Source organism: Chryseobacterium sp. P1-3 (genome assembly GCF_000738495.1).
Taxonomy (GTDB): Bacteria; Bacteroidota; Bacteroidia; order Flavobacteriales; family Weeksellaceae; genus Chryseobacterium; species Chryseobacterium gallinarum.
In genome coordinates this window covers 24,586-44,333 of sequence record NZ_JPEQ01000004.1, presented here as the reverse complement: position 1 = coordinate 44,333, position 19,748 = coordinate 24,586, and the positions used below count along the sequence as shown (strand labels likewise).

Sequence of the window (19,748 nt, the reverse complement as noted above, 5' to 3'; positions counted from 1 at the left end):
GATTTTTGTGTACAATATAATTTAGTTAGTCGATTTTAATCTGGTAAGGCATGGACATCTTGATTTCAGACTGAAGCTTCTTGTCTGTAATCTGCTCCAGGATCTCATAGTTGGCCTTCCCTATTTTATTTTTAATGATTCTTGCAGAAACATCATCCTCATTCAGGTCTTTGAATATCTGCTCAAAAGGAGACATTTTTTTTAGGGAATGAATCTACATTATAAGATTTCAGGCCTGCCTTCTGTGCGGCAAACTTTATGGCATCATTCAGAGTACCCAGTTCATCTACCAGACCGATCTGCTTTGCACGGGTACCACTCCATACTCTTCCGCCTCCTACATTATCAATCTGCTCAAAAGTCTGCTTTCTGTTTTGCGTTACAAAATGTACAAACCTTTTATATGTTCCTTCTACTCCTCTTGTGATCATATTCACGCCATAAGGTGTCACCCCGTTTAGCCCGGAATAGTACATAGAGTTAGCGTTGGTTGCTACAATATCTGAACGGATCCCGTTTTTATTGGCAATATCTTTAAAGTAAGGAATTACCCCAAAAACTCCGATAGACCCTGTAAGTGTATTAGGCTCTGAATAAATTTTATCAGCGGCCATGGCTACATAATATCCCCCCGAAGCAGCATAGTCTCCGAAGGAAACCACCAACGGCTTTTTCTTTTTTAATTGCTGAAGTTCAAATAAAATTTCATCTGAAGCATTGGCACTTCCTCCCGGGGAATTGATTCTGAAGACAACGGCCTTTACTTTATCATCATCCTGAAGCTTTTTAATGTATTTTATATATTGTTCAGAATAGATATCACTATAGCCATCCCCATTGTTGATAGACCCCGAAGCATATAAAACCGCCACTTTCTCCCCCGACTTCTCATCATCGGCATAAGAGCTGATATAATTGGCCAGTGAAATTTTATTTAATTTTTCTTTTTCTTTCAGACTTAATTTAGACTTGATCAGATTGTCATATTCAGTCTTTTGAATAAGCTTATCCGCAAGCTTATATTTCAATCCAAGCTCAGGAATCATTCCATATAAGCTATCCACTACTGTTCTGAACTGTACAGTATCAATTTTTCTTGAAGCGGCTATTTTATTAGAAGTGTTTTTCCAGAGATCGTTCAGAAGAGTACTTAGCTGTTCCTTATTTTCAGGAGAAATATCATTCCTTAAAAAAGGTTCCACCGCTGATTTAAATTTACCGTGACGGATCACTTCAATACCGATTCCATATTTATCTGCAAAGTCTTTAAAAAATGTAACTTCTGTAGAAAGACCTTTTAGTTCAATACCTCCCGCAGGATTAAGATAATATTGATCCGCTACGGATCCCAGATAATAAGATGATTGAGAAACCCCGTTCCCATAAGCATATACAAATTTGCCACTCTTTTTAAAATCTTCTATGGCATTCCTGAGATCATCAATTTGTGTAAGCCCTGCATTTAAATCATCCGCTTCAATACTGATCCCCTTAATATGATCATCCGTTTTTGCTTTATTAATAGCTTCCAACGCATCATAAAGAAGAACACTTTTGTTCTGTGCATTAAGACCAAATAACCCTACTTCCTCTTCAGTAGGACTATCTATAATATTTGTTTTAAGATTAATCGTAAGGACAGAATTCTTTTTCACCACCACCGATTTATCATTGCCCATAGCACTGAACACAAGCATCATAATGAAAAAGATGAAAAATACAGCGCAAAGTATGATTATTGCTACTATATTTGCCAAAACATTTTTAAAGAAACTTCTCATAAATCAATCAATTTTCCAATATGTCGCAGCAAAAGGTAGTTTTGTTACTAGGAAGTAACCTTGGGGATCAAAAAAAAAAAATTTAGAGCTTGCATTAGACAAAATAAGTGCGGCAGGAAATGAAATTTCACAAATCAGCGAATTTTTAATATCTGATCCTGTAGAATTTGTCAGTTCCAATATTTTTTGTAATATTGCAGCAATAATATTCACGCATCTTTCACCAATTGAACTGCTTGATTGTATAAAGAATATTGAAGCTGAAATGGGAAGAGTTAATGATTCAAAAGTATCTGGTGGCTATAGCGACAGAATAATAGATATTGATATCATTAAATATAATGAATTAAATTTTAAATCAGAAAGATTAGAAATCCCTCATAAAAAGCATCTTTTTGAAAGGGAGTTTTCCAGAATATTATTAAAGGATTTTATTTAAAACATAAAACATATAGTATGAAATTAGGTTTATTATTATTGGCAACACTGCCAATCGCGGTTTACGCACAGGCTCAAAACAGCAGTACCGCAGTAAACTCTTCCACTGAGTATCCTAATACTTTTTCTTCAGGCTCCGCTAATGTACAACCTTTCGACAATAAATCCAGACGCTTCAGAGACTGGTCAATATCAGTTGGAGGCGGTCCGGCATTTATGGCTCATGCTGACCTTACATCACTTCGTAAGGATAATACCAAATGGGGGTATAATGCCTACATCAGTGTGGATAAGCAAATTTCACATACATTCGGTTTAAGCCTTATGTATACAAGAGGAGAAACGAAACAAACAGGACAACTACCGGGTGCCGCAGGGCAATTGGCAGGAATAGCTACCGCTACTACTCAATTTGATGCCATTTCCTTATTAGGAGACATCAACTTTTCTAACTTATTGAGAAGAGTGGATAATCATTCTCCTTACAGATGGTCTTTCCATGGTTATATGGGAATTGGCCTTATGGGGTACAGAACATCATTACATGACAATGATGAAAACAGATGGAGCACTAACCCTAAAAGAGTTCCGTTATTTATCAAACAAGATCTTGATATCAACTCTGTTTACTACCAGGGAGGTTTAGGCTTGAAATATAATGTTTCAAAACTTATTGACGTAGAAGCAAGAACCATGTACTTCATCAGTGGAGACGACTCTTTCGACGGTGGCGGATGGGGTGATGCTAATAACTACGACCCTTCTACTCCAGGATCAAAATATAATATGATCAATGACAAAAGATCTGATAATGCATGGACAGTTACTTTAGGGGTATCTTTCAAACTAGGGAAACATTTATCTCACCTGGCATGGCATGACCCTCTGCAGGAAGCTTATTACAAAACCAATGTATTGGAAAATGCATCTACGGATTTTGTAGTGTGTGAAAAAGGAGATGCTGATAATGACGGGGTATGTGATGATTGGGACAGACAGCTTGATACTCCTGCAGGAGCAAGAGTAGATGGTGCCGGAGTAGCGTTGGATATGGATCTTGACGGAGTTATCGACTTATACGATAAGTGTGTAACCGTTCCAGGGCCTGTGGAAAATAACGGATGTCCGGTTAAATAATAACATAATAAAAAGTTGAAAAACTTTTCAGCAAGAAAAATCATATAATAAATACACGATGAAATTAAGTTTAGCAATTGCTGCATTAGCATTGGCGGTTCCCACTGCCGGCTATGCACAAGACACTATGGCAGCTTCGGGTGGAGAATATCCTAACACATTTTCTTCCGGATCTGCTAACGTTTCCCCATTTACCAACCAATCAAAAAGATTTAATGACTGGTCTATTTCAGTAGGAGCAGGGGTTCCTCTTCTTCAATCATCTGATTTAACCTCTATTAAAAACGGGAACGGTAAAAACCTTTTTGGCTATTCTGCCTATGTAAGTATTGATAAAGCCATCACCCATGCTTTTGGCTTGAAGCTGCAATATGACAGAGGGGAAACCAGACAAGGATGGTTCAATACCAAGGATGCTGCACCTGATGCCACGGCAGTAGGAGCAAGAACCCAGTATGATGCAATCTCCATTTTGGGAGACATTAACTTCTCTAATCTTTTAAGAAGAGTTGATAACCACTCTCCTTACAGATGGGCACTTCATGGATATGCAGGTCTTGGTACGCTTGCTTACAGAGCTTATCAGAAAGACATCAAAGGGCAAAGACTAATGACGGAAGTCAAGCCTTTCAAGTTAGGATCTATGTTTATGCAGGCAGGTGCCGGGTTGAAGTTCAAAGTTAACAAAAGAATTGATCTTGAAGGTAGATTGATGTATGTGGTAACCGGTGATGATGAATTTGATGGCGGAGGAGATGCATACAGTGCAATCAACAAGCGTTCAGAGCAAGTTTCTGACAATTTCTTCAATGCAACTTTAGGTCTTTCCTTCAAATTAGGAAAACATGATTCTCACTTAATGTGGCATGATCCGCTTCAGGAAATTTATTACAAACTTGACGTTCTGGCCAACAAAAACCAGGATATCGAAGTATGTAAAAAAGGAGATGCTGATAATGATGGAGTATGCGACGATTGGGACAGACAGCTTGATACTCCTGCAGGAGCAAGAGTAGATGGAGCCGGAGTTGCCCTTGATACTGACCTTGATGGTGTTATTGACCTTTATGATAAGTGTGTAACGGTTCCGGGACCTGTTGAAAACAACGGATGTCCGGTAAAAAAAGACAATAACCAGACTGCTGTAGAAGTAGAAAAAACCCTTAAGGATATTTACTTTAATTTTAATAAAGCGACCATCAGACCTGAATCTAATAGTAAATTAGATCTGGCAGCTTCCATAATCAAGGAAAATGGAGGTAATTATTTACTGACTGGGCATACTGATATTAAAGGAAGTGCTGCTTACAACCTTAGATTATCTAAAGAGAGAGCTGCTGCTGTGGTAGCTGCTTTAGAAAGCAGAGGAGTTAGTCAGGATGTTTTAAAATCAAGAGGTGTAGGATCAGCAGAAGCTACGGTTCCTGCCACTGCTTCAGACGCAGAAAGATTAGCAGACAGAAAAGTTACAGTAAGATTTGTGGAGAGCTCTGAATGGAATTCTATTAAGAAAAAAGACTATGAAGATGCTCCGGTTAAAAAGCCAGCAAAAAAAGCTTCCGCTAAGAAAAAGAAAAAATAATTTCTTATAATATAAACCGAAAAGAATAGTTCTTTTCGGTTTTTTTTTTTCAATTACGGAATATTTTACATACCTTTATATCATTTTAGAGGGAATATGTTCCAAAAGTATTGGAGGATTAGTATTGCCAACTGAAAAAAATTCATACAAATATAATTATTAAGAAAAAAAATCATTTAAAATAACTTAACTTAAAAAAATAACACTATGAAATTAAGTTTAGCAATTGTTGCATTAGCTCTAGCTTTACCTACTGCCAGCTATGCACAAGACTCAACGGCAGTTTCAAAGGGAGAATATCCGAACACATTTTCTTCCGGATCTGCCAATGTTTCCCCTTTTACTAATCAATCAAAAAGATTTAATGACTGGTCTATTTCAGTAGGAGCAGGAGTTCCTCTTCTTCAATCATCTGATTTAACCTCTATTAAAAACGGGAACGGTAAAAACCTTTTTGGCTATTCTGCCTATGTAAGTATTGATAAAGCCATCACCCATGCTTTTGGCCTGAAGCTGCAATATGACAGAGGAGAAACCAGACAAGGATGGTTCAATACTAAGGATACTGCACCTGATGCCACGGCAGTAGGAGCAAGAACCCAGTATGATGCAATCTCTATTTTGGGAGATGTTAATTTCTCTAATCTTTTAAGAAGAGTTGATAACCACTCTCCTTACAGATGGGCACTTCATGGATATGCAGGTGTTGGTACGCTTGCTTACAGAGCTTATCAGAAAGACATCAAAGGACAAAGATTAATGACGGAAGTCAAGCCTTTCAAGTTGGGATCTATGTTTATGCAGGCAGGTGCCGGGTTGAAATTCAAAGTTAACAGAAGAATTGACATCGAAGGTAGATTGATGTATGTGGTAACCGGTGATGATGAATTCGATGGCGGAGGAGATGCATACAGTGCAATCAACAAGCGTTCAGAGCAAGTTTCCGACAATTTCTTCAATGCAACTTTAGGTCTTTCACTAAAATTAGGAAAACACGAATCTCACTTAATGTGGCATGATCCGCTTCAGGAAATCTATTACAAACTTGACGTTCTGGCCAACAAAAACCAGGATATCGAAGTATGTAAAAAAGGAGATGCTGATAATGATGGAGTATGCGACGATTGGGACAGACAGCTTGATACTCCTGCAGGAGCAAGAGTAGATGGAGCCGGAGTTGCCCTTGATACTGACCTTGATGGTGTTATCGACCTTTATGATAAGTGTGTAACGGTTCCGGGACCTGTTGAAAACAACGGATGCCCTACCACTACCACAGGACCTGTAGTAGAAACAGAAACGAAATTGGAAGGAATCGAGTTTGATTTAAATTCTGACAGAATTTTACCATCCAATACTCCAATTCTGAACAATGCTGTGAACTATATCAATTCTTCAAGCGGAGCTTATAACGTAATCGGAGCTACAGATACAAGAGGTACTGACGCTTACAACCAAAAACTTTCTGAAAGAAGAGCGAATAACGTTAAAAATTATTTAATTAAGAACGGAGTTCAATCTGATAAACTGAAAGCTATAGGTAAAGGTGAAAAAGACCTTAAATATCCTGAATGTGAACCGGCTACTAAATGTCCTGAATGGAAAAACAGAGCCAACAGAAGAGTTTATTTCGAAGCTAAATAATAAACTTATTAAACTATTATATGAAAGTCACGCCCTGCGTGACTTTTTTTGTCATCATACTTTCCTTATTTTTACAACATGATTTCTCCGCAGGATTTTCAAAAGCTAAAATATGATACTCTTAAGTATTTCTGGGGCCATACCGGCTTCAGAGATGCTCAGGAAGAAATTATCAATTCAATTATCAATGAGAAAGACACCCTGGTTTTACTTCCTACTGGTGCCGGAAAGTCTTTATGCTATCAGCTTCCTGCCTTGCTGAAAGAAGGAACATGCCTCGTTATTTCCCCTTTGCTGGCCTTGATGAAAGATCAGGTTAATCAGCTTAAATCTCGTGGCATAGAAGCGGAATACCTTTCCTCGGAACTGGATGAATATGATGCCGAAACCATTTATGGACGCTGTAAGGAAGGTCTTACGAAACTATTATACATTTCCCCTGAAAGGCTTACCAATACTCAGTTTATTCAAAACATCCAGGATATTCCGTTATCGTTTATTGCCGTTGATGAAGCCCATTGTATTTCAGAATGGGGACAGGATTTCAGGCCAAGCTACCAGAATATTAAAGATTTCAGAAAAAACAATCCCGAAATCCCCTGCCTGGCTTTAACAGCAACAGCAACGCCCAAAGTCCTTGAAGAAATCAGAAATAAACTGGAACTTAAAAAACCTTCAATATTCCAGAAAAGCTTTAAAAGAGATAATATCAAAATTTTCACAGAAGAGGTTTCTGACAAGTTTCAGCGTGTCTTTGATATTTTAAAATATACCAACGATTCCGGGATTGTATATGTGAGAACCAGGAAAGAAGCTGAATTATTGGCTGAGTTCCTAAAAAAAAAATCAATTGAAAAATGTAGATTATTTTCATGCAGGTTTAACAACAAAGGAAAAAAATACCAGACAAGCGATCTGGAACAATAGTGACAGCCATGTCCTGATTTCCACAAATGCCTTCGGAATGGGTATCGATAAAGATAATGTCCGTTTTGTTATCCACTATTCTCCAGCGGCATCTCTTGAAAATTATTATCAGGAAATTGGAAGATCGGGAAGAGATGGTAAGGATAGTTTTGCCTTTCTGCTTTGGAACAAACAGGAACTTCTGAATTTTGACCAGATTTTAAAGAACCAGATTCCTAATAAGGCAGAATTTTTAAAGATTATCAATTACCTCTACTCTATTTTTCAGGTAGCCGAATTTGAATTGCCTGAAAAAACATTTCAATTACATTCTATAGGAATACAAAACTTCACCAGGCTTTCAAAAGCGAAGATCAACAATGTATTAAACTTTCTGCATAACCAGGAAATCATATATTACAATGACAACAAAAGCCTGTCTTCTCTGGAATTGCTTATCAAACCTGATGAAATAGACCAATTACCCAGAAAAGATGCTCATTTTATTGAACTGCTTCTTCGCACCGTATCCGGAATTACTACGCATAAGGTGATGTTCAGTGAGCAACAGGTAAGCAACAAAACCGAGGTAAGCGTTCCTTTGATCAAAGAACGTCTGAAAGAGCTTCAGCAAAAAAAATTACCTTGAATATATTGATGGTGCATTATCCAGTGTAAAATTTTTAAAACCGCGTGACGAAAGAGCCGTAAATAATGCTTACTGGAAACTCTTTGAACATATTCAGAGAAATAAAATTCAGAAATGGGAAGAAATGAAGTTTTATGTAGAAAACAATGATTATTGTAAAATGAAACTTATTCTCGCTTATTTTGGTGAAAAAAATCCTAAAAATTGCGGCCAATGCTCGGTATGTGAAAAAAATAAACAATCTATTTTCGGAAAGAATATTTCGCAGCAAATCATCAATTTACTGGCAAAAAAACCTTCTACCATTGAAGAACTTTCCGTACAGCTGAGCTACCATTCTAAAAATAATATTTTAGAAAACCTTATCTTTCTTCTGGATTCCGGGAAGGTGAAAATGCTGAACTTCAGGACTTATGCGCTTAACCATGAGTAATGGTAATCAATGAAGATATCTTTGATAAATGATTGATGAAATTTACTTATTTCTCATCAACCATAAGCTCAAAACAAGTCACTGATACTCCGCTATTCGAAACAATAAAAACCGTTTGCCACCTTCTTCTTAATTTTTAACTATTAACTAAAAACTTATCTTTGTAGCATGAAATCATTGAAAGTCGTTTTTTTTAGGAACACCTGAATTTGCCAAAACTTGCCTGGAGGCTATTCATCAATCGCATCATCATGTTGTAGGCGTTGTAACCGTAGCAGATAAAGCGAGTGGACGTGGCCAGAAAATAAATCAATCTCCTGTAAAGATCTATGCTTCAGAAAACAATATACCCGTTTTTCAACCTGAAAAATTAAGGAATCCTGAGTTTTTAGAAGAGCTCAGAAAATTAGATGCTGATGTTTTTGTAGTCGTGGCATTCAGAATGATGCCTAAAGTTCTTTTTGAAATGCCTAAAATGGGAACCTTTAATCTGCACGCCTCTTTACTACCCGACTACAGAGGTGCTGCTCCCATCAACTATGCCATCATCAACGGAGAAGAGAAAACAGGCGCAACCACTTTTTTTATTAATGAAAAAATAGATGAAGGAAATATTCTCCTGCAGGAAGAGCTTATCATCTTACCGGATGAAAATGCAGGGAGTCTGCACGACAGGCTCATGGAAATGGGCTCAAAATTAGTTGTCAGAACCTTGGACGGGCTGGCAGAAAATGCCATCGAAGAAAAACCTCAGCCACAGGTTGAACATCCAAAAAATGCCTACAAAATCTTTAAAGAAGATACCAAAATCAATTGGCAGGCGCCTTCAAAAAAGATCCATCAGTTTATCCTTGGGATGTCGCCTTATCCCGCAGCTTTTACCACTTTAAAAATCGGTGCGGAAGAAAAAGGATTGAAAATATTCGGGGGTAAATTTGAAATTGCCAATCATGGAAAACCAGCCGGAACATTGGATATTTCAAAAAACGAATTTAAAATCTATACGGAAGATGGTATTTATTTCCCACAAGAGCTCCAACTTGAAGGCAAAAAAAGAATGACTGTAAAGGATTTCCTGAATGGTTTCAGAAATTTTGACGAAATATCGCTTTAGAATTCACTATAAAAATAAAGGTCACAAAAGATACAAAATCCTTTGTGACTTTTATTTTAAAAATGCAGAAAGCCGGTCTGTCATCAGCTCTTTACTATTTTTCTGCGGATTCTGCTGATAAATTCAGGGGTAACTCCAAGATATGCAGCAATCTGGATATTGGTAAGACGATGAGCCGTTTGAGGATACTCTTTCAGAAAATCAAGATAACGTTCTTCTGAAGGCTTGCTCAGGTTATCAATAATTCTGCGCTGTAAAGCAATAATTGACATTTGAAACTTGAGCCTCATCAATCTTTCCACTTCAGGCATTTCAAAATAAAATCTTTCTTTCTTTTCTTTTGGAATAAGAAAAATCTCACTGTCTTCTATTGCCTGTATATTGAGTTTTGATGGAATCAGATTAATAAAACTGTCTATATCAGAAACCCACCAGTTTTCTATACCGAAATATAATATTTGTTCCGCTCCATGATGATCAGTATGAAATACTTTAAAACAACCTTTCACCACAAATCCTTCAAACTGGCAAATATCACCTTCTTTTAAAAGGAAGTCTTTCTTTTTCATCTTCTGAAGCCTGAAAGCGCTGCAATATTTATCCAGTTTTTCTTCGCTAATGTCTACATATTCTCTGATATGCTTTTTTAAGGACTCAATCATAGTTTAAAAATAAAAAAAGGTTTAGAAAAACTCCTAAACCTTTATTTATATTCTTGCCAATATTATTCACTGCATTACGGAGCTTCTACTGACTAGCAAATATTATAACTGAACCATCTCGGTAACCTCTACATCGTATCCCCCAACCTGAGGTTTGATATTAGGGTTTTGGGTGATTACCTTAAACTTGTTGATTCCTAAATTCTTCAGAATCTGTGTGCCTATACCGTAATCTCTATAATTATAAGCTAAAGTAGGATGCTGCTCCTGGCCATCCTGATAGTTCAGGAACTGCTGTAATTTTCTCAATGTATTTTCAGAATTGGAAACATTGTTGATGAAAATAATTGCTCCTTTTCCGGCTTCGTTCACCATATTGGTTACTTTTTCCAATAAAGGTTTCTCACCGTTATTCAGTCTTGTTAATACATCAAAATAAGAATCGGACGACTGTACTCTTACCAAAACCGGCTCATCTACTGTCCATGTTCCTTTGGTTAAAGCAAAATGAATCTGGTCATTGGAAGTCTCTCTGAAGGCATAAAAGTCGAAATCACCGTAGTACGTTTTTACTTTTTTCTCTTCAAGTCTTTCCACAAGATTTCCTTTCTTAAGCTGATAATGGATCAAATCTTCGATGGAAACAATTTTCATATCATGTTTCTGAGCAAAAGCATGAAGTTCAGGTAAACGGGACATGGTTCCGTCTTCATTCATGATTTCACAAATCACTCCTCCTTCCTTCAATCCTGCCAGATGGGTCAGGTCAATAGCGGCCTCTGTATGTCCGGCTCTTTTCAGCACCCCTCCTTTTCTTGCACGAAGCGGGAAAATATGCCCGGGTCTCATGAAATCTGTAGGCTTAGACTTCTCATCCATCAAAGCTAAAATTGTTTTTGCCCTGTCTCCTGCAGAAATACCGGTAGAAGTACCGTTCCCCAGAAGGTCTACAGATACGGTAAATGCTGTTTCCTTAGGATCGCTGCTTCGGCTTACCATTACTTCTAATCCTAATTCATCGCATCTTTTCTCAGGAAGCGGCATACAGATTAAGCCTCTCCCATGCAGTGCCATAAAGTTGATAATTTCAGGTGTTGTCAGCTCTGCAGCACAAAGAAAGTCACCTTCATTTTCTCTGTCTTCATCATCTACTACTATGATTATTTTACCATTTCTAAGGTCTTCTATCGCCTCCGGAATAGTATTTAATTTAATATCAGACATTTTTACTTTTTAAATTTTTGCAAAGATACTTATAAAAATAAGCATGTGCCAATTAATATGAATGGTTTATTACGCTTTGGGTAAAGAGTTTACGGAGTTTCTGAAAATCTCATAAGATCTTAACCTTTTCTGATGATCATAAATATGTGAATTGATCATTAATTCATCCACATTGAATCTTTCCTGGAAATCTTTAAGCTTTTCTGTAATCTCTGCCTGATCGCCGATGAAAGTATATCTCAGCTTTTGCAGCACCATTGATTTTTCCATAGGTGACCAGATTTCATCCATATCATCCACCGGCGGGGCAAAAGGCTTCCTGTCGTTTCTTACAATATTGATAAAGGCCTGGAATAAGGTTGTTGAAATTCTATGAGCTTCCTCAGAAGTATCTGCTGCCACTCCATTCACGCAAGCTATAATATAAGGTTTATCCAGCTGTTTGGAAGGTTCAAAATGCTCAGTATAAATCTTAAATGCCATTTCCATCTGTTCCGGGGCAAAATGTCCTGCAAAGGCGTATGGTAAACCGAGTTCAGCAGCCAGCCATGCACTATCCGTACTTGATCCCAGAATGTAAAGCGGAATATCCAGGCCTTCTCCAGGAATAGCCCGGACCATCGATTCAGCATTTTCTTTGGAAAAGTACCGCTGAAGCTCAAGAATCTGTCTAGGAAATTTTTCGTTGATGGTTGCCGGATTTCTTCCCAGCGCCTGGGCCGTCAGCCCGTCTGTTCCGGGCGCTCTTCCCAATCCAAGGTCAATTCTTCCGGGAAACAGGGACTCCAGTGTTCCAAATTGTTCGGCAATGATCAGAGAACTGTGATTGGGCAGCATAACCCCTCCGGAGCCTACTCTTATTTTTTGGGTTCCATTGGCTATAAAACCAATTAAAACTGAAGTGGCAGAACTGGCAATGCTTTCCATATTGTGATGCTCTGCCAGCCAGAATCTTTTATAATGTAAATTTTCAGTATGGTTTGCTAAAGATAAACTGTCCTGAAACGTATCGTGGATACTTTTCCCTTGCTTTACGGGAGCCAGATCCAAAACCGATATTTCAAAATTTTTCATAATCTTATTTTTTAGGTTTGAAAAACCAAGCAAATTTAAAATATAAAAACCGCATTAGTTACTTTTTGTAATTGATAGGATTGATGAATGAGTTCAGAGAAAAACTATTAAGAAATGATGATATTTACTATGGCAGCACCTTATCTCAGATGTATGTTGGATTCAAATGTAAAAGAAATAAAAAATAAACAACCTCTATAAATCATTTATAAGGGAATTAATCACTACATTCGTATTCAACAACAAATCTTAAAATAATATCATGAAAACAAAACCAAAAGTACTGATTTCCCCAATAATCTTCATGGGTTATATGGCTGTAGCCTTTTTATCCTCGTGTGATAAAAACAATGATGATCCGGTTATCAACACTGTTCAGTCGCAAAAAGAAGAGATTAGAAAAGGGCAATTAAACGGCCAGCCAATTACCTATGTCAGAAAAGACGGCAAAAACTTCTTCCAGGGTGATATTGTATTGACTGATGAACAGCTGCAGGATGGTTCTCAAAAAAAAGGCGGGGCAAGCTACTCCCGGTGGCCTTCAGGAAATATTTACTATACCATTGCCAGCAATATGGGCTCCATTAACAGAGACAAAATTATTAATGCGATCAATCAATATAACTCTTATACCAATACCAAATGGATTGCCCGCACTAACCAGAGCAATTATGTACAGTTTATTTTCGGAAGCCAGACAGGATCAGACGGGTGGGCTCATATAGGATACAGAGGTGGTGTACAAACCATTTCATTGGACCAGTATATTTCTGTAGGATCAGTCATTCATGAGATGGGACATACCGTAGGGCTTTATCATGAGCATACCCGTCAGGACAGGGATCAGTATGTCCGGATCCTATGGGATAATATTCAAAGCGGACAAAGCTACAACTTTGATAAGTATACTTCAGGAGTGGATATTGGCCCTTTTAATATCAATTCGGTGATGATGTACTGGCCAACTTCTTATTCCAGAAACGGACAGCCTACCATAACCAGGGCCAATGGCAGTAGTTTTACCTATACCAGAACAGGCTTCACGACCGGTGATATCAATACCATCAATGCAATGTACCCTTAATATACTTCAAAAAAGGGGAAGAATTCTTATGAATTCTTCCCCTTTTTATAGTTGTAATGATTCAAAAGAATCCTGATTTCATTAAATTCAAAATGACTGGGAAGTGCATTTTTCCATTCCGTTAAGGTCTCGTGTGATTTCTTGTAAAACTCCGTTTCAAAGGCTTTTATTTTATCCGAAGTAATCACTCTTGAAATATCCAGCAATCCCTGTTCTGCAAATTTTGCAAGGTGTCCGATGACCGTTTCCTTTACCAGCCCTCTTTCCAAAGCAATTTCACCAATGGTTTTTCCTTGTTCAAATAATTGGAAGGTTAAAACCTGTGAAGGAACTTTAGCAATTTTGAGACTGACTTCTTTATCGTTCTTTTCATCCAGCAGTTTAGTATCCAGCAAATGAATTTCTTTCAGACTGTTAAGGTATTCTTCAATATCTTCAAGCCAGTCTCTGAGTTCTTCATTGTACTGTTTCAATCCTTTAGCTCCTTTGATCTCAGCATAAAAATCTTTTAAAGGATCGAAAATCTTGTTTCTGGTTTCAGTAAAGAAAAAATTAACGGCACCTTTTGTTTTATTTTCTATTTCGGACCACTCCTCTTTTTCACCGATAAAATTATTTACCTTTTGGAAAATAATCCTTTCCAGTTTTTCAAAAATCTTTCCGAGGGTTACTGCTTCATGCTTCAACTGAAGATACAACTGGTTGGTTTTAACGTGGTCGATATTTTTTGTAACAATTGACAGGTTATTCCAGTTTTCAACTTCTTTTAGAAACCATAAGCAATCCAATGTCCTAAGCACTTTCCTGATACTATAATCATACTTTTCTCTATTCAGGATTTCCTCGACATGATCATTGGCAACGGTGCCGGTATGAAAATGAAGAATCCTGTTATCTTTAAAAATGACTTCCGGAGTAATTTTTGATTTTAAAACAATTCCTTCCAATGTTCTGCAACGCGATAAAGCAACATACACCTGACCGGCAGTAAAGCTTTTACCCGCATCGATAATCACTTTATCAAATGTTAATCCCTGGCTTTTGTGAATGGTAACAGCCCAGGCTAGTTTAATGGGAAACTGTTCAAAACTTCCCAGAACCTCTTCTTTAATATTTTTTTCGGTGTCCAGGAAATATTTTTTCTGTTCCCAGGTTTCCCTTTTTACTGTAATTTCCATTTCGCTGCCGTCCAGAACAACACGTATCTCATCTTCATCCAGGCTAATAATTTCACCAAGCTTTCCGTTAAAATATTTTTTTTCTCCGGAAACATCGTTTCTGATAAACATGATCTGCGCTCCTACCTTCAGCTCTAAAAACTGGTCGTTAGGAAACTGGTTTTCTTTAAAATCTCCTACAAGTTTTGCTTCATATGTCCTGGCATCTGCTTTTATTTCTGCCAGTTTTTCCTGGTTGATTTCATCTGCCATTTTATTGTGAGAACACAGATATACATAAGATTCTTTGCCCATATCAAAATCCGGGTCATACCTTTCATTAAGATGATCAAAATCTATATTGTCTGTATCTCCGTCCCGGATAGCATTTAAAACTTTAAGGAATTCCTGGTCAGATTGCCGGTAAACCTTGGTTAATTCAATAGTAACCAAAGGAATTTCTTTAATGGCATGGCTATCGAAAAAGAAGGGTGAGTCATAATACATCTTTAAAACATGTTCATCCCTTACTACCGGAGGAAGCTGATATAAATCCCCGATAAACAGCATCTGTACCCCACCAAACCTCTGATTGTTTCTTCTGATAAAACGTAAGGAGAAATCCATCATGTCCAGTACGTCTGCTCTCAGCATAGAAACCTCATCAATAATGATAATCTCAACTTCCCGCAAAAGTTTAAGCTTGTCTTTTCTGTATTTGAAATGAGGCATCAGGTCGGCAATATTATTGGCCAAACTGGTATCTATTCTTTCCGTAGTGGGCAGGAAGGTTCTTAAGGGCAAACCAAACATGGAATGGATGGTAACCCCTCCCGCATTGATAGCTGCAATTCCCGTAGGAGCTATAACAATATGTTTTTTTCTTGTCCGCCTTACAAAATCATTAAGAAAGGTGGTTTTTCCTGTTCCGGCTTTTCCGGTCAGGAAAACACTTCTGTTGGTGTACTCTATTAAGTCAAAAAAATGATTATTCATCGTCCTCAAAAATACGGAAAATGAATTTGAAATTCTTACCTTGGCATAAGTTTTGAAAATTCTTAAAAAAGAAAAAAAACTTATTGTGAAAAAAAAATTTTACTTCATATTCCGGCAGTAGTATTGTGTTCTACACTTATTCTTGTTTCTTGTAATACTTCAAAAAATCTTAATACCAATCTTCCTGTAGATATCGCAGATCGTCCTGCAGATGAAGACAGTCAGAAATATGATCAGGCACAGCTCGATAAACTAAAGGCATCTATAGAATCTGAAGCTTCAGGCGAAAAATGTACAGACGCCTCCGACTGGGTATTTGTAGCGATGGGGGTAAAGTCCTGTGGCGGACCTCAGCAATATATTGCCTATCCTAAAAAGATAGAGAATTCTATTCTGCCAAGAATTAACGACTATACGGACAGGGTAAGAATTTTTAATGAAAAATATAATATCACGTCTGACTGTACGGTGGTTCCGGTTCCGACTTCCCTTAAATGTGTGAAGGAAAAAATACGGATGATAACTCCGGACGGTGACGAAAAAAAACAGCAAAGGTTCTATATCAAATCAATAAAGACTTGATATACAGAGCTCCATCTTCCGATGGAGCTTTTTTATATTGATATTCCGTAGACAACATTGGCTTGTCCAGCAATTACAATTCGTAATTCTTCGCATTTTCTTTGTACCATGAGGAATATTTTACATAGTTATCCGCAATCCGGTTAACTTCTCCTTCCAGTAACTGAGCGTTAATATCTTTAATCTTTTTGGCCGGAACGCCTCCCCATACTTCCCCGGATTTGATATGAGTCCCCTGAGTCACTACAGAGCCGGCTCCTACAATAGAATTTTCTTCTACCAGGCAGTCATCCATTACGATAGCTCCCATCCCGATCAGTACATTATCATGAATTGTACATCCATGAACAATGGCATTATGTCCTATGGAAACATTATTCCCGATATTTAAAGGATGTTTCTGATAGGTACAGTGAAGCATTGCATTATCCTGAACATTTACTTTATTACCCATTTTGATGTAATGAACATCTCCTCTGATCACAGCATTATACCAAACACTGCAGTCTTTTCCCATGGTAACATCTCCGATAATTGTAGCCGTCTCAGCTAAAAATGTGTTTTCCCCGATCTGAGGTATTTTTCCTAAAAGTTCTTTTACAAGTGCCATAATTTTAATTTGAAAATTTGAAACTAAGCTAATTTGAAAATTGTGAATTGCTAGACTGTATTTCCAATATCTACCTTCTAAATTATAGTGATAGCAAAAATCTAACTCCCAATTTTCAGCTTCTAACTTCTAATGCGTATTTTTGTATCTCAAATTTAACGAAAAAATGCGTACCGTACTTATAGAACCAACCGAAAACCCGAAAGTAATGAAATTTGTTGCTGATTATAATCTCATTCCGGGTTCTTTGGAGTTGGACAGAAATTCAGATATCTCAGAAATTCCTTTAGCTCAGGAACTTTTCAATTATCCTTTTGTAGAAAGGATTTTCATTACTGCCAATTTTGTAGCAGTAGCCAAACAGGATACCATCGAATGGGAACATGTAGCTGAAAGCCTGAAGAATGTGATTGAAGATGAATTGTTGGCAAATCCAAGAATTTATCTTCAGAAGAAAAAAGAAATGTATCAGATTTATGCTGAAATGACTCCGAATCCTAATGTCATGAAGTTTGTTTCAAACAAATTACTGATAGATGGTTTTGTAGAAGTGAAATCGAGGGATGCTGCGGAAGAAGTACCTTTGGCGCAAGCTATTTTCAATGAGTTTGATTTCGCAACGGAAGTTTTCATTTCCGATAACTTTGTAGCGGTTACCAGAGATAACTCCGTGGAGTGGCATCAGGTAATGATGACAGTTCGTTCTCTTATTGCTGATTACCTGCAAAACGGGGGCACAATATCCAACCTTGAGCCTCAGAAACATGAAAGTCCTGTTGAAAAAATCATTAACAGAGATTATACTGAGGATGAACAGAAAATTTCCGATATTTTAAATGAATACGTAGCTCCTGCAGTAGAAAATGACGGAGGAAAGATTTCCTTAATGGAATATGATGAAGCGAGCAAAACTGCGAAAATGCTTTTACAGGGAGCCTGTTCAGGATGCCCGAGCTCTACAGCGACTCTGAAAAACGGAATTGAGAATATTTTAAAACAATTCGTTCCGGATTTAGTAGAAAGAGTTGAGGCAGTCAACGGATAATACATTTTTATGAATTCTCCCGGAAAGATCCTGGTTATCATTGGAAGTGCAACAAAGAATTCCAGCAATCAGAAGCTTATGGAGCAGGTGTTGGAAAAAAATCCCGGTATTCATTTCCAGATGTATGATGACCTGTCTGCTTTTCCGCATTTTGATACTTCATGCACTGATGTCAATATCCCCAAAGAGATAGTGAAAATCAGAGAGGATATCCAACATTCAGCGGGAGTCATATTTTCTACACCGGAATATATTTTCAGTATTCCGAGCAGATTAAAGAATGTATTGGAATGGTGTGTTTCCACAAATGTCTTTACAGATAAACCTGTTGCATGTATTACGGGTTCGGCCAGTGGAGAGAAGGGGCATGAAGAGTTATTATTGCTTTTAACAACGTTGGGAGCAAAAATAAATGACAAACATCAGCTTTTGATAAAAGGGATAAAAGGTAAAATAAAGCCTGATGGCTCAGTTGAAAACAATACCTTTGCTAAAGTACTGCAATTGGTAACGGATTTTTCAGAATCCGTGTCATAATTAAAAATAAAAATATTGAATAAAAAAGGAATTTTACTGGTCAATCTTGGCTCTCCAAGATCCACGGCTGTAAATGATGTAAAAGAATATCTTGACGAATTTTTAATGGACGAAAGGGTAATTGATTACCGTTGGATTTTCCGTGCACTTCTGGTTCGGGGAATTATCTTAAAAACAAGACCTGCCCAATCTGCCGAAGCCTATAAAACGGTATGGACGGAAGAAGGCTCTCCCTTAATTGTCATTACTGAAAAAATTCAGAAAAAGCTTCAAAAACTGGTGGATGTCCCTGTAGAAATAGGGATGAGATATGCTGAACCAAGTATTGAAACCGGTATTCAGAAACTGGTAGATCAGGGAGTTTCCGAAATCGTTCTTTTTCCATTGTATCCTCAATATGCCATGAGTACAACGGAAACCGTTATTGAAAAAGCAGAAGAAGTAAGGAAAAAGAAATTTCCACAGGTTAAGATCAATTATATTCAGCCTTTTTACAACAGGGATATTTATATCAATTGTCTGGCAGAAAGTATTAAGGAAAAGCTTCCGGAAAATTTTGATGCGCTGCAGTTTTCTTATCATGGGGTTCCGGAGAGACATATTTATAAAACAGATCCTACCAAAACCTGTAATCTTAACGATTGCTGTTCCAGAGATGAGAATCCAAGTCATCAGTTTTGCTACCGTCACCAATGTTATAAAACAACACAACTTGTCATTGAAAAACTGAATTTACCTAAAGAAAAAACCATCGTTTCTTTCCAGTCAAGATTAGGAAAAGATAAGTGGATTGAACCTTATACAGATGAAACACTGGAAACAATTGGTAAAAAAGGAATAAAAAACCTGGCCATAGTCTGCCCGGCATTTGTTTCAGACTGCCTGGAAACACTGGAGGAAATCTCTGTAGAAGGTAAAGAACAGTTCCTGCACGGTGGCGGTGAGAATTTCCATTACATTCCCTGTCTGAATGATGAAGACCGATGGATTGAAGTGGTAAAAACACTTTGCGAAGAAAAACTAAACGACTTTTACCTGGTGTAAACCATCCCATATAAAAATAAAAAAGGCCACAAATACTACAGTATCGTGT

The 19,748-nt window shown here is 37.5% G+C and carries 17 protein-coding genes and 2 pseudogenes; 13 read left to right on the top strand and 6 right to left on the bottom strand.

Going from position 1 to position 19,748, the window contains the following annotated elements; genetic code table 11:
- Positions 1-25: 25 nt before the first annotated feature.
- A pseudogene (gene sppA, locus HX13_RS02925) lies at positions 26-1,781 on the bottom strand (signal peptide peptidase SppA).
- Between the two features lie 103 nt (positions 1,782-1,884).
- Here sppA and folK point away from each other — a divergent pair.
- The 8 genes and pseudogenes from folK (at position 1,885) to fmt (ending at position 9,684) form a co-directional block, all read left to right on the top strand.
- Positions 1,885-2,220: a 2-amino-4-hydroxy-6-hydroxymethyldihydropteridine diphosphokinase gene (gene folK / locus HX13_RS02920; RefSeq protein WP_316931251.1), complete on the top strand. Its 336-nt coding sequence runs from the start codon at positions 1,885-1,887 to the stop codon at positions 2,218-2,220.
- A gap of 17 nt (positions 2,221-2,237) precedes the next feature.
- On the top strand, positions 2,238-3,356 hold the full coding sequence (locus HX13_RS02915; RefSeq protein ID WP_050019845.1) for a hypothetical protein: 1,119 nt from the start codon (positions 2,238-2,240) through the stop codon (positions 3,354-3,356).
- Between the two features lie 58 nt (positions 3,357-3,414).
- Complete coding sequence (locus tag HX13_RS02910) at positions 3,415-4,938, top strand: OmpA family protein (RefSeq protein ID WP_050019844.1); 1,524 nt, start codon at positions 3,415-3,417, stop codon at positions 4,936-4,938.
- A gap of 207 nt (positions 4,939-5,145) precedes the next feature.
- Positions 5,146-6,582, top strand: a complete 1,437-nt coding sequence (locus HX13_RS02905; RefSeq protein ID WP_050019843.1) for an OmpA family protein — start codon at positions 5,146-5,148, stop codon at positions 6,580-6,582.
- Between the two features lie 78 nt (positions 6,583-6,660).
- On the top strand, positions 6,661-7,509 hold the full coding sequence (locus HX13_RS23235; protein ID WP_238554989.1) for a RecQ family ATP-dependent DNA helicase: 849 nt from the start codon (positions 6,661-6,663) through the stop codon (positions 7,507-7,509).
- A complete protein-coding gene (locus HX13_RS23230) occupies positions 7,433-8,137 on the top strand; it encodes a helicase-related protein (protein WP_238554988.1) in 705 nt (234 codons plus the stop codon). The genes HX13_RS23235 and HX13_RS23230 overlap by 77 nt, the downstream gene beginning before the upstream one ends.
- 124 nt (positions 8,138-8,261) lie before the next feature.
- Positions 8,262-8,570 (top strand): RecQ family zinc-binding domain-containing protein, encoded by a 309-nt coding sequence (locus tag HX13_RS23225; RefSeq protein WP_238554987.1) that lies wholly within the window; start codon positions 8,262-8,264, stop codon positions 8,568-8,570.
- 168 nt (positions 8,571-8,738) lie between these two features.
- A pseudogene (fmt, locus tag HX13_RS02895) lies at positions 8,739-9,684 on the top strand (methionyl-tRNA formyltransferase).
- A gap of 83 nt (positions 9,685-9,767) precedes the next feature.
- Here the strand turns inward: fmt and HX13_RS02890 are convergent.
- From HX13_RS02890 to HX13_RS02880, 3 genes are all read right to left on the bottom strand, one after another.
- On the bottom strand, positions 9,768-10,346 hold the full coding sequence (locus HX13_RS02890) for a Crp/Fnr family transcriptional regulator (protein WP_050019841.1): 579 nt from the start codon (positions 10,344-10,346) through the stop codon (positions 9,768-9,770).
- 102 nt (positions 10,347-10,448) lie between these two features.
- Positions 10,449-11,570, bottom strand: coding sequence for a 3,4-dihydroxy-2-butanone-4-phosphate synthase (gene ribB / locus HX13_RS02885; protein WP_050019840.1), 1,122 nt, complete (start codon positions 11,568-11,570; stop codon positions 10,449-10,451).
- A 69-nt stretch (positions 11,571-11,639) separates the two neighbouring features.
- Complete coding sequence (locus HX13_RS02880) at positions 11,640-12,644, bottom strand: LLM class flavin-dependent oxidoreductase (protein WP_128572166.1); 1,005 nt, start codon at positions 12,642-12,644, stop codon at positions 11,640-11,642.
- Between the two features lie 262 nt (positions 12,645-12,906).
- Between HX13_RS02880 and HX13_RS02875 the strand changes: the two genes are divergently transcribed.
- Entirely contained in the window at positions 12,907-13,728 is an 822-nt protein-coding gene (locus HX13_RS02875) for a M12 family metallopeptidase (protein ID WP_128572165.1), read from the top strand.
- 26 nt (positions 13,729-13,754) lie between these two features.
- On the opposite strand, the gene HX13_RS02870 is transcribed toward HX13_RS02875, so the two are convergent.
- The gene (locus HX13_RS02870; RefSeq protein WP_050019838.1) at positions 13,755-15,881 is read right to left on the bottom strand and encodes a helix-turn-helix domain-containing protein; all 2,127 of its coding nucleotides are present in this window, start codon (positions 15,879-15,881) and stop codon (positions 13,755-13,757) included.
- 123 nt (positions 15,882-16,004) lie between these two features.
- Here HX13_RS02870 and HX13_RS02865 point away from each other — a divergent pair, with 123 nt between their 5' ends.
- Positions 16,005-16,463: a hypothetical protein gene (locus tag HX13_RS02865; RefSeq protein WP_238554986.1), complete on the top strand. Its 459-nt coding sequence runs from the start codon at positions 16,005-16,007 to the stop codon at positions 16,461-16,463.
- Between the two features lie 73 nt (positions 16,464-16,536).
- Here HX13_RS02865 and HX13_RS02860 read toward each other — a convergent pair whose 3' ends face one another.
- Entirely contained in the window at positions 16,537-17,073 is a 537-nt protein-coding gene (locus tag HX13_RS02860; protein WP_050019836.1) for a gamma carbonic anhydrase family protein, read from the bottom strand.
- A gap of 166 nt (positions 17,074-17,239) precedes the next feature.
- Here HX13_RS02860 and HX13_RS02855 point away from each other — a divergent pair, with 166 nt between their 5' ends.
- The 3 genes from HX13_RS02855 to hemH are packed head-to-tail and all read left to right on the top strand — an operon-like array spanning position 17,240 to position 19,699.
- Positions 17,240-18,118, top strand: a complete 879-nt coding sequence (locus HX13_RS02855; RefSeq protein WP_050019835.1) for a NifU family protein — start codon at positions 17,240-17,242, stop codon at positions 18,116-18,118.
- 9 nt (positions 18,119-18,127) lie between these two features.
- On the top strand, positions 18,128-18,655 hold the full coding sequence (locus HX13_RS02850) for an NADPH-dependent FMN reductase (protein WP_050019834.1): 528 nt from the start codon (positions 18,128-18,130) through the stop codon (positions 18,653-18,655).
- Between the two features lie 15 nt (positions 18,656-18,670).
- A complete protein-coding gene (gene hemH, locus HX13_RS02845; RefSeq protein ID WP_050019833.1) occupies positions 18,671-19,699 on the top strand; it encodes a ferrochelatase in 1,029 nt (342 codons plus the stop codon).
- Positions 19,700-19,748: the final 49 nt, after the last annotated feature.

Bases quoted from the DNA above. Each gene is read 5' to 3' on its own strand.
- HX13_RS02915 (WP_050019845.1), top strand. From the start codon at position 2,238: ATGAAATTAGGTTTATTATTATTGGCAACACTGCCAATCGCGGTTTAC.
- ribB (WP_050019840.1), bottom strand. From the start codon at position 11,570: ATGTCTGATATTAAATTAAATACTATTCCGGAGGCGATAGAAGACCTT.
- HX13_RS02855 (WP_050019835.1), top strand. From the start codon at position 17,240: ATGCGTACCGTACTTATAGAACCAACCGAAAACCCGAAAGTAATGAAA.
- HX13_RS02870 (WP_050019838.1), bottom strand. From the start codon at position 15,881: ATGAATAATCATTTTTTTGACTTAATAGAGTACACCAACAGAAGTGTT.
- HX13_RS02910 (WP_050019844.1), top strand. From the start codon at position 3,415: ATGAAATTAAGTTTAGCAATTGCTGCATTAGCATTGGCGGTTCCCACT.
- HX13_RS02880 (WP_128572166.1), bottom strand. From the start codon at position 12,644: ATGAAAAATTTTGAAATATCGGTTTTGGATCTGGCTCCCGTAAAGCAA.
- HX13_RS02860 (WP_050019836.1), bottom strand. From the start codon at position 17,073: ATGGCACTTGTAAAAGAACTTTTAGGAAAAATACCTCAGATCGGGGAA.
- HX13_RS23235 (WP_238554989.1), top strand. From the start codon at position 6,661: ATGATTTCTCCGCAGGATTTTCAAAAGCTAAAATATGATACTCTTAAG.
- HX13_RS23225 (WP_238554987.1), top strand. From the start codon at position 8,262: ATGAAGTTTTATGTAGAAAACAATGATTATTGTAAAATGAAACTTATT.
- HX13_RS02875 (WP_128572165.1), top strand. From the start codon at position 12,907: ATGAAAACAAAACCAAAAGTACTGATTTCCCCAATAATCTTCATGGGT.
- HX13_RS02890 (WP_050019841.1), bottom strand. From the start codon at position 10,346: ATGATTGAGTCCTTAAAAAAGCATATCAGAGAATATGTAGACATTAGC.
- HX13_RS02850 (WP_050019834.1), top strand. From the start codon at position 18,128: ATGAATTCTCCCGGAAAGATCCTGGTTATCATTGGAAGTGCAACAAAG.
- HX13_RS02905 (WP_050019843.1), top strand. From the start codon at position 5,146: ATGAAATTAAGTTTAGCAATTGTTGCATTAGCTCTAGCTTTACCTACT.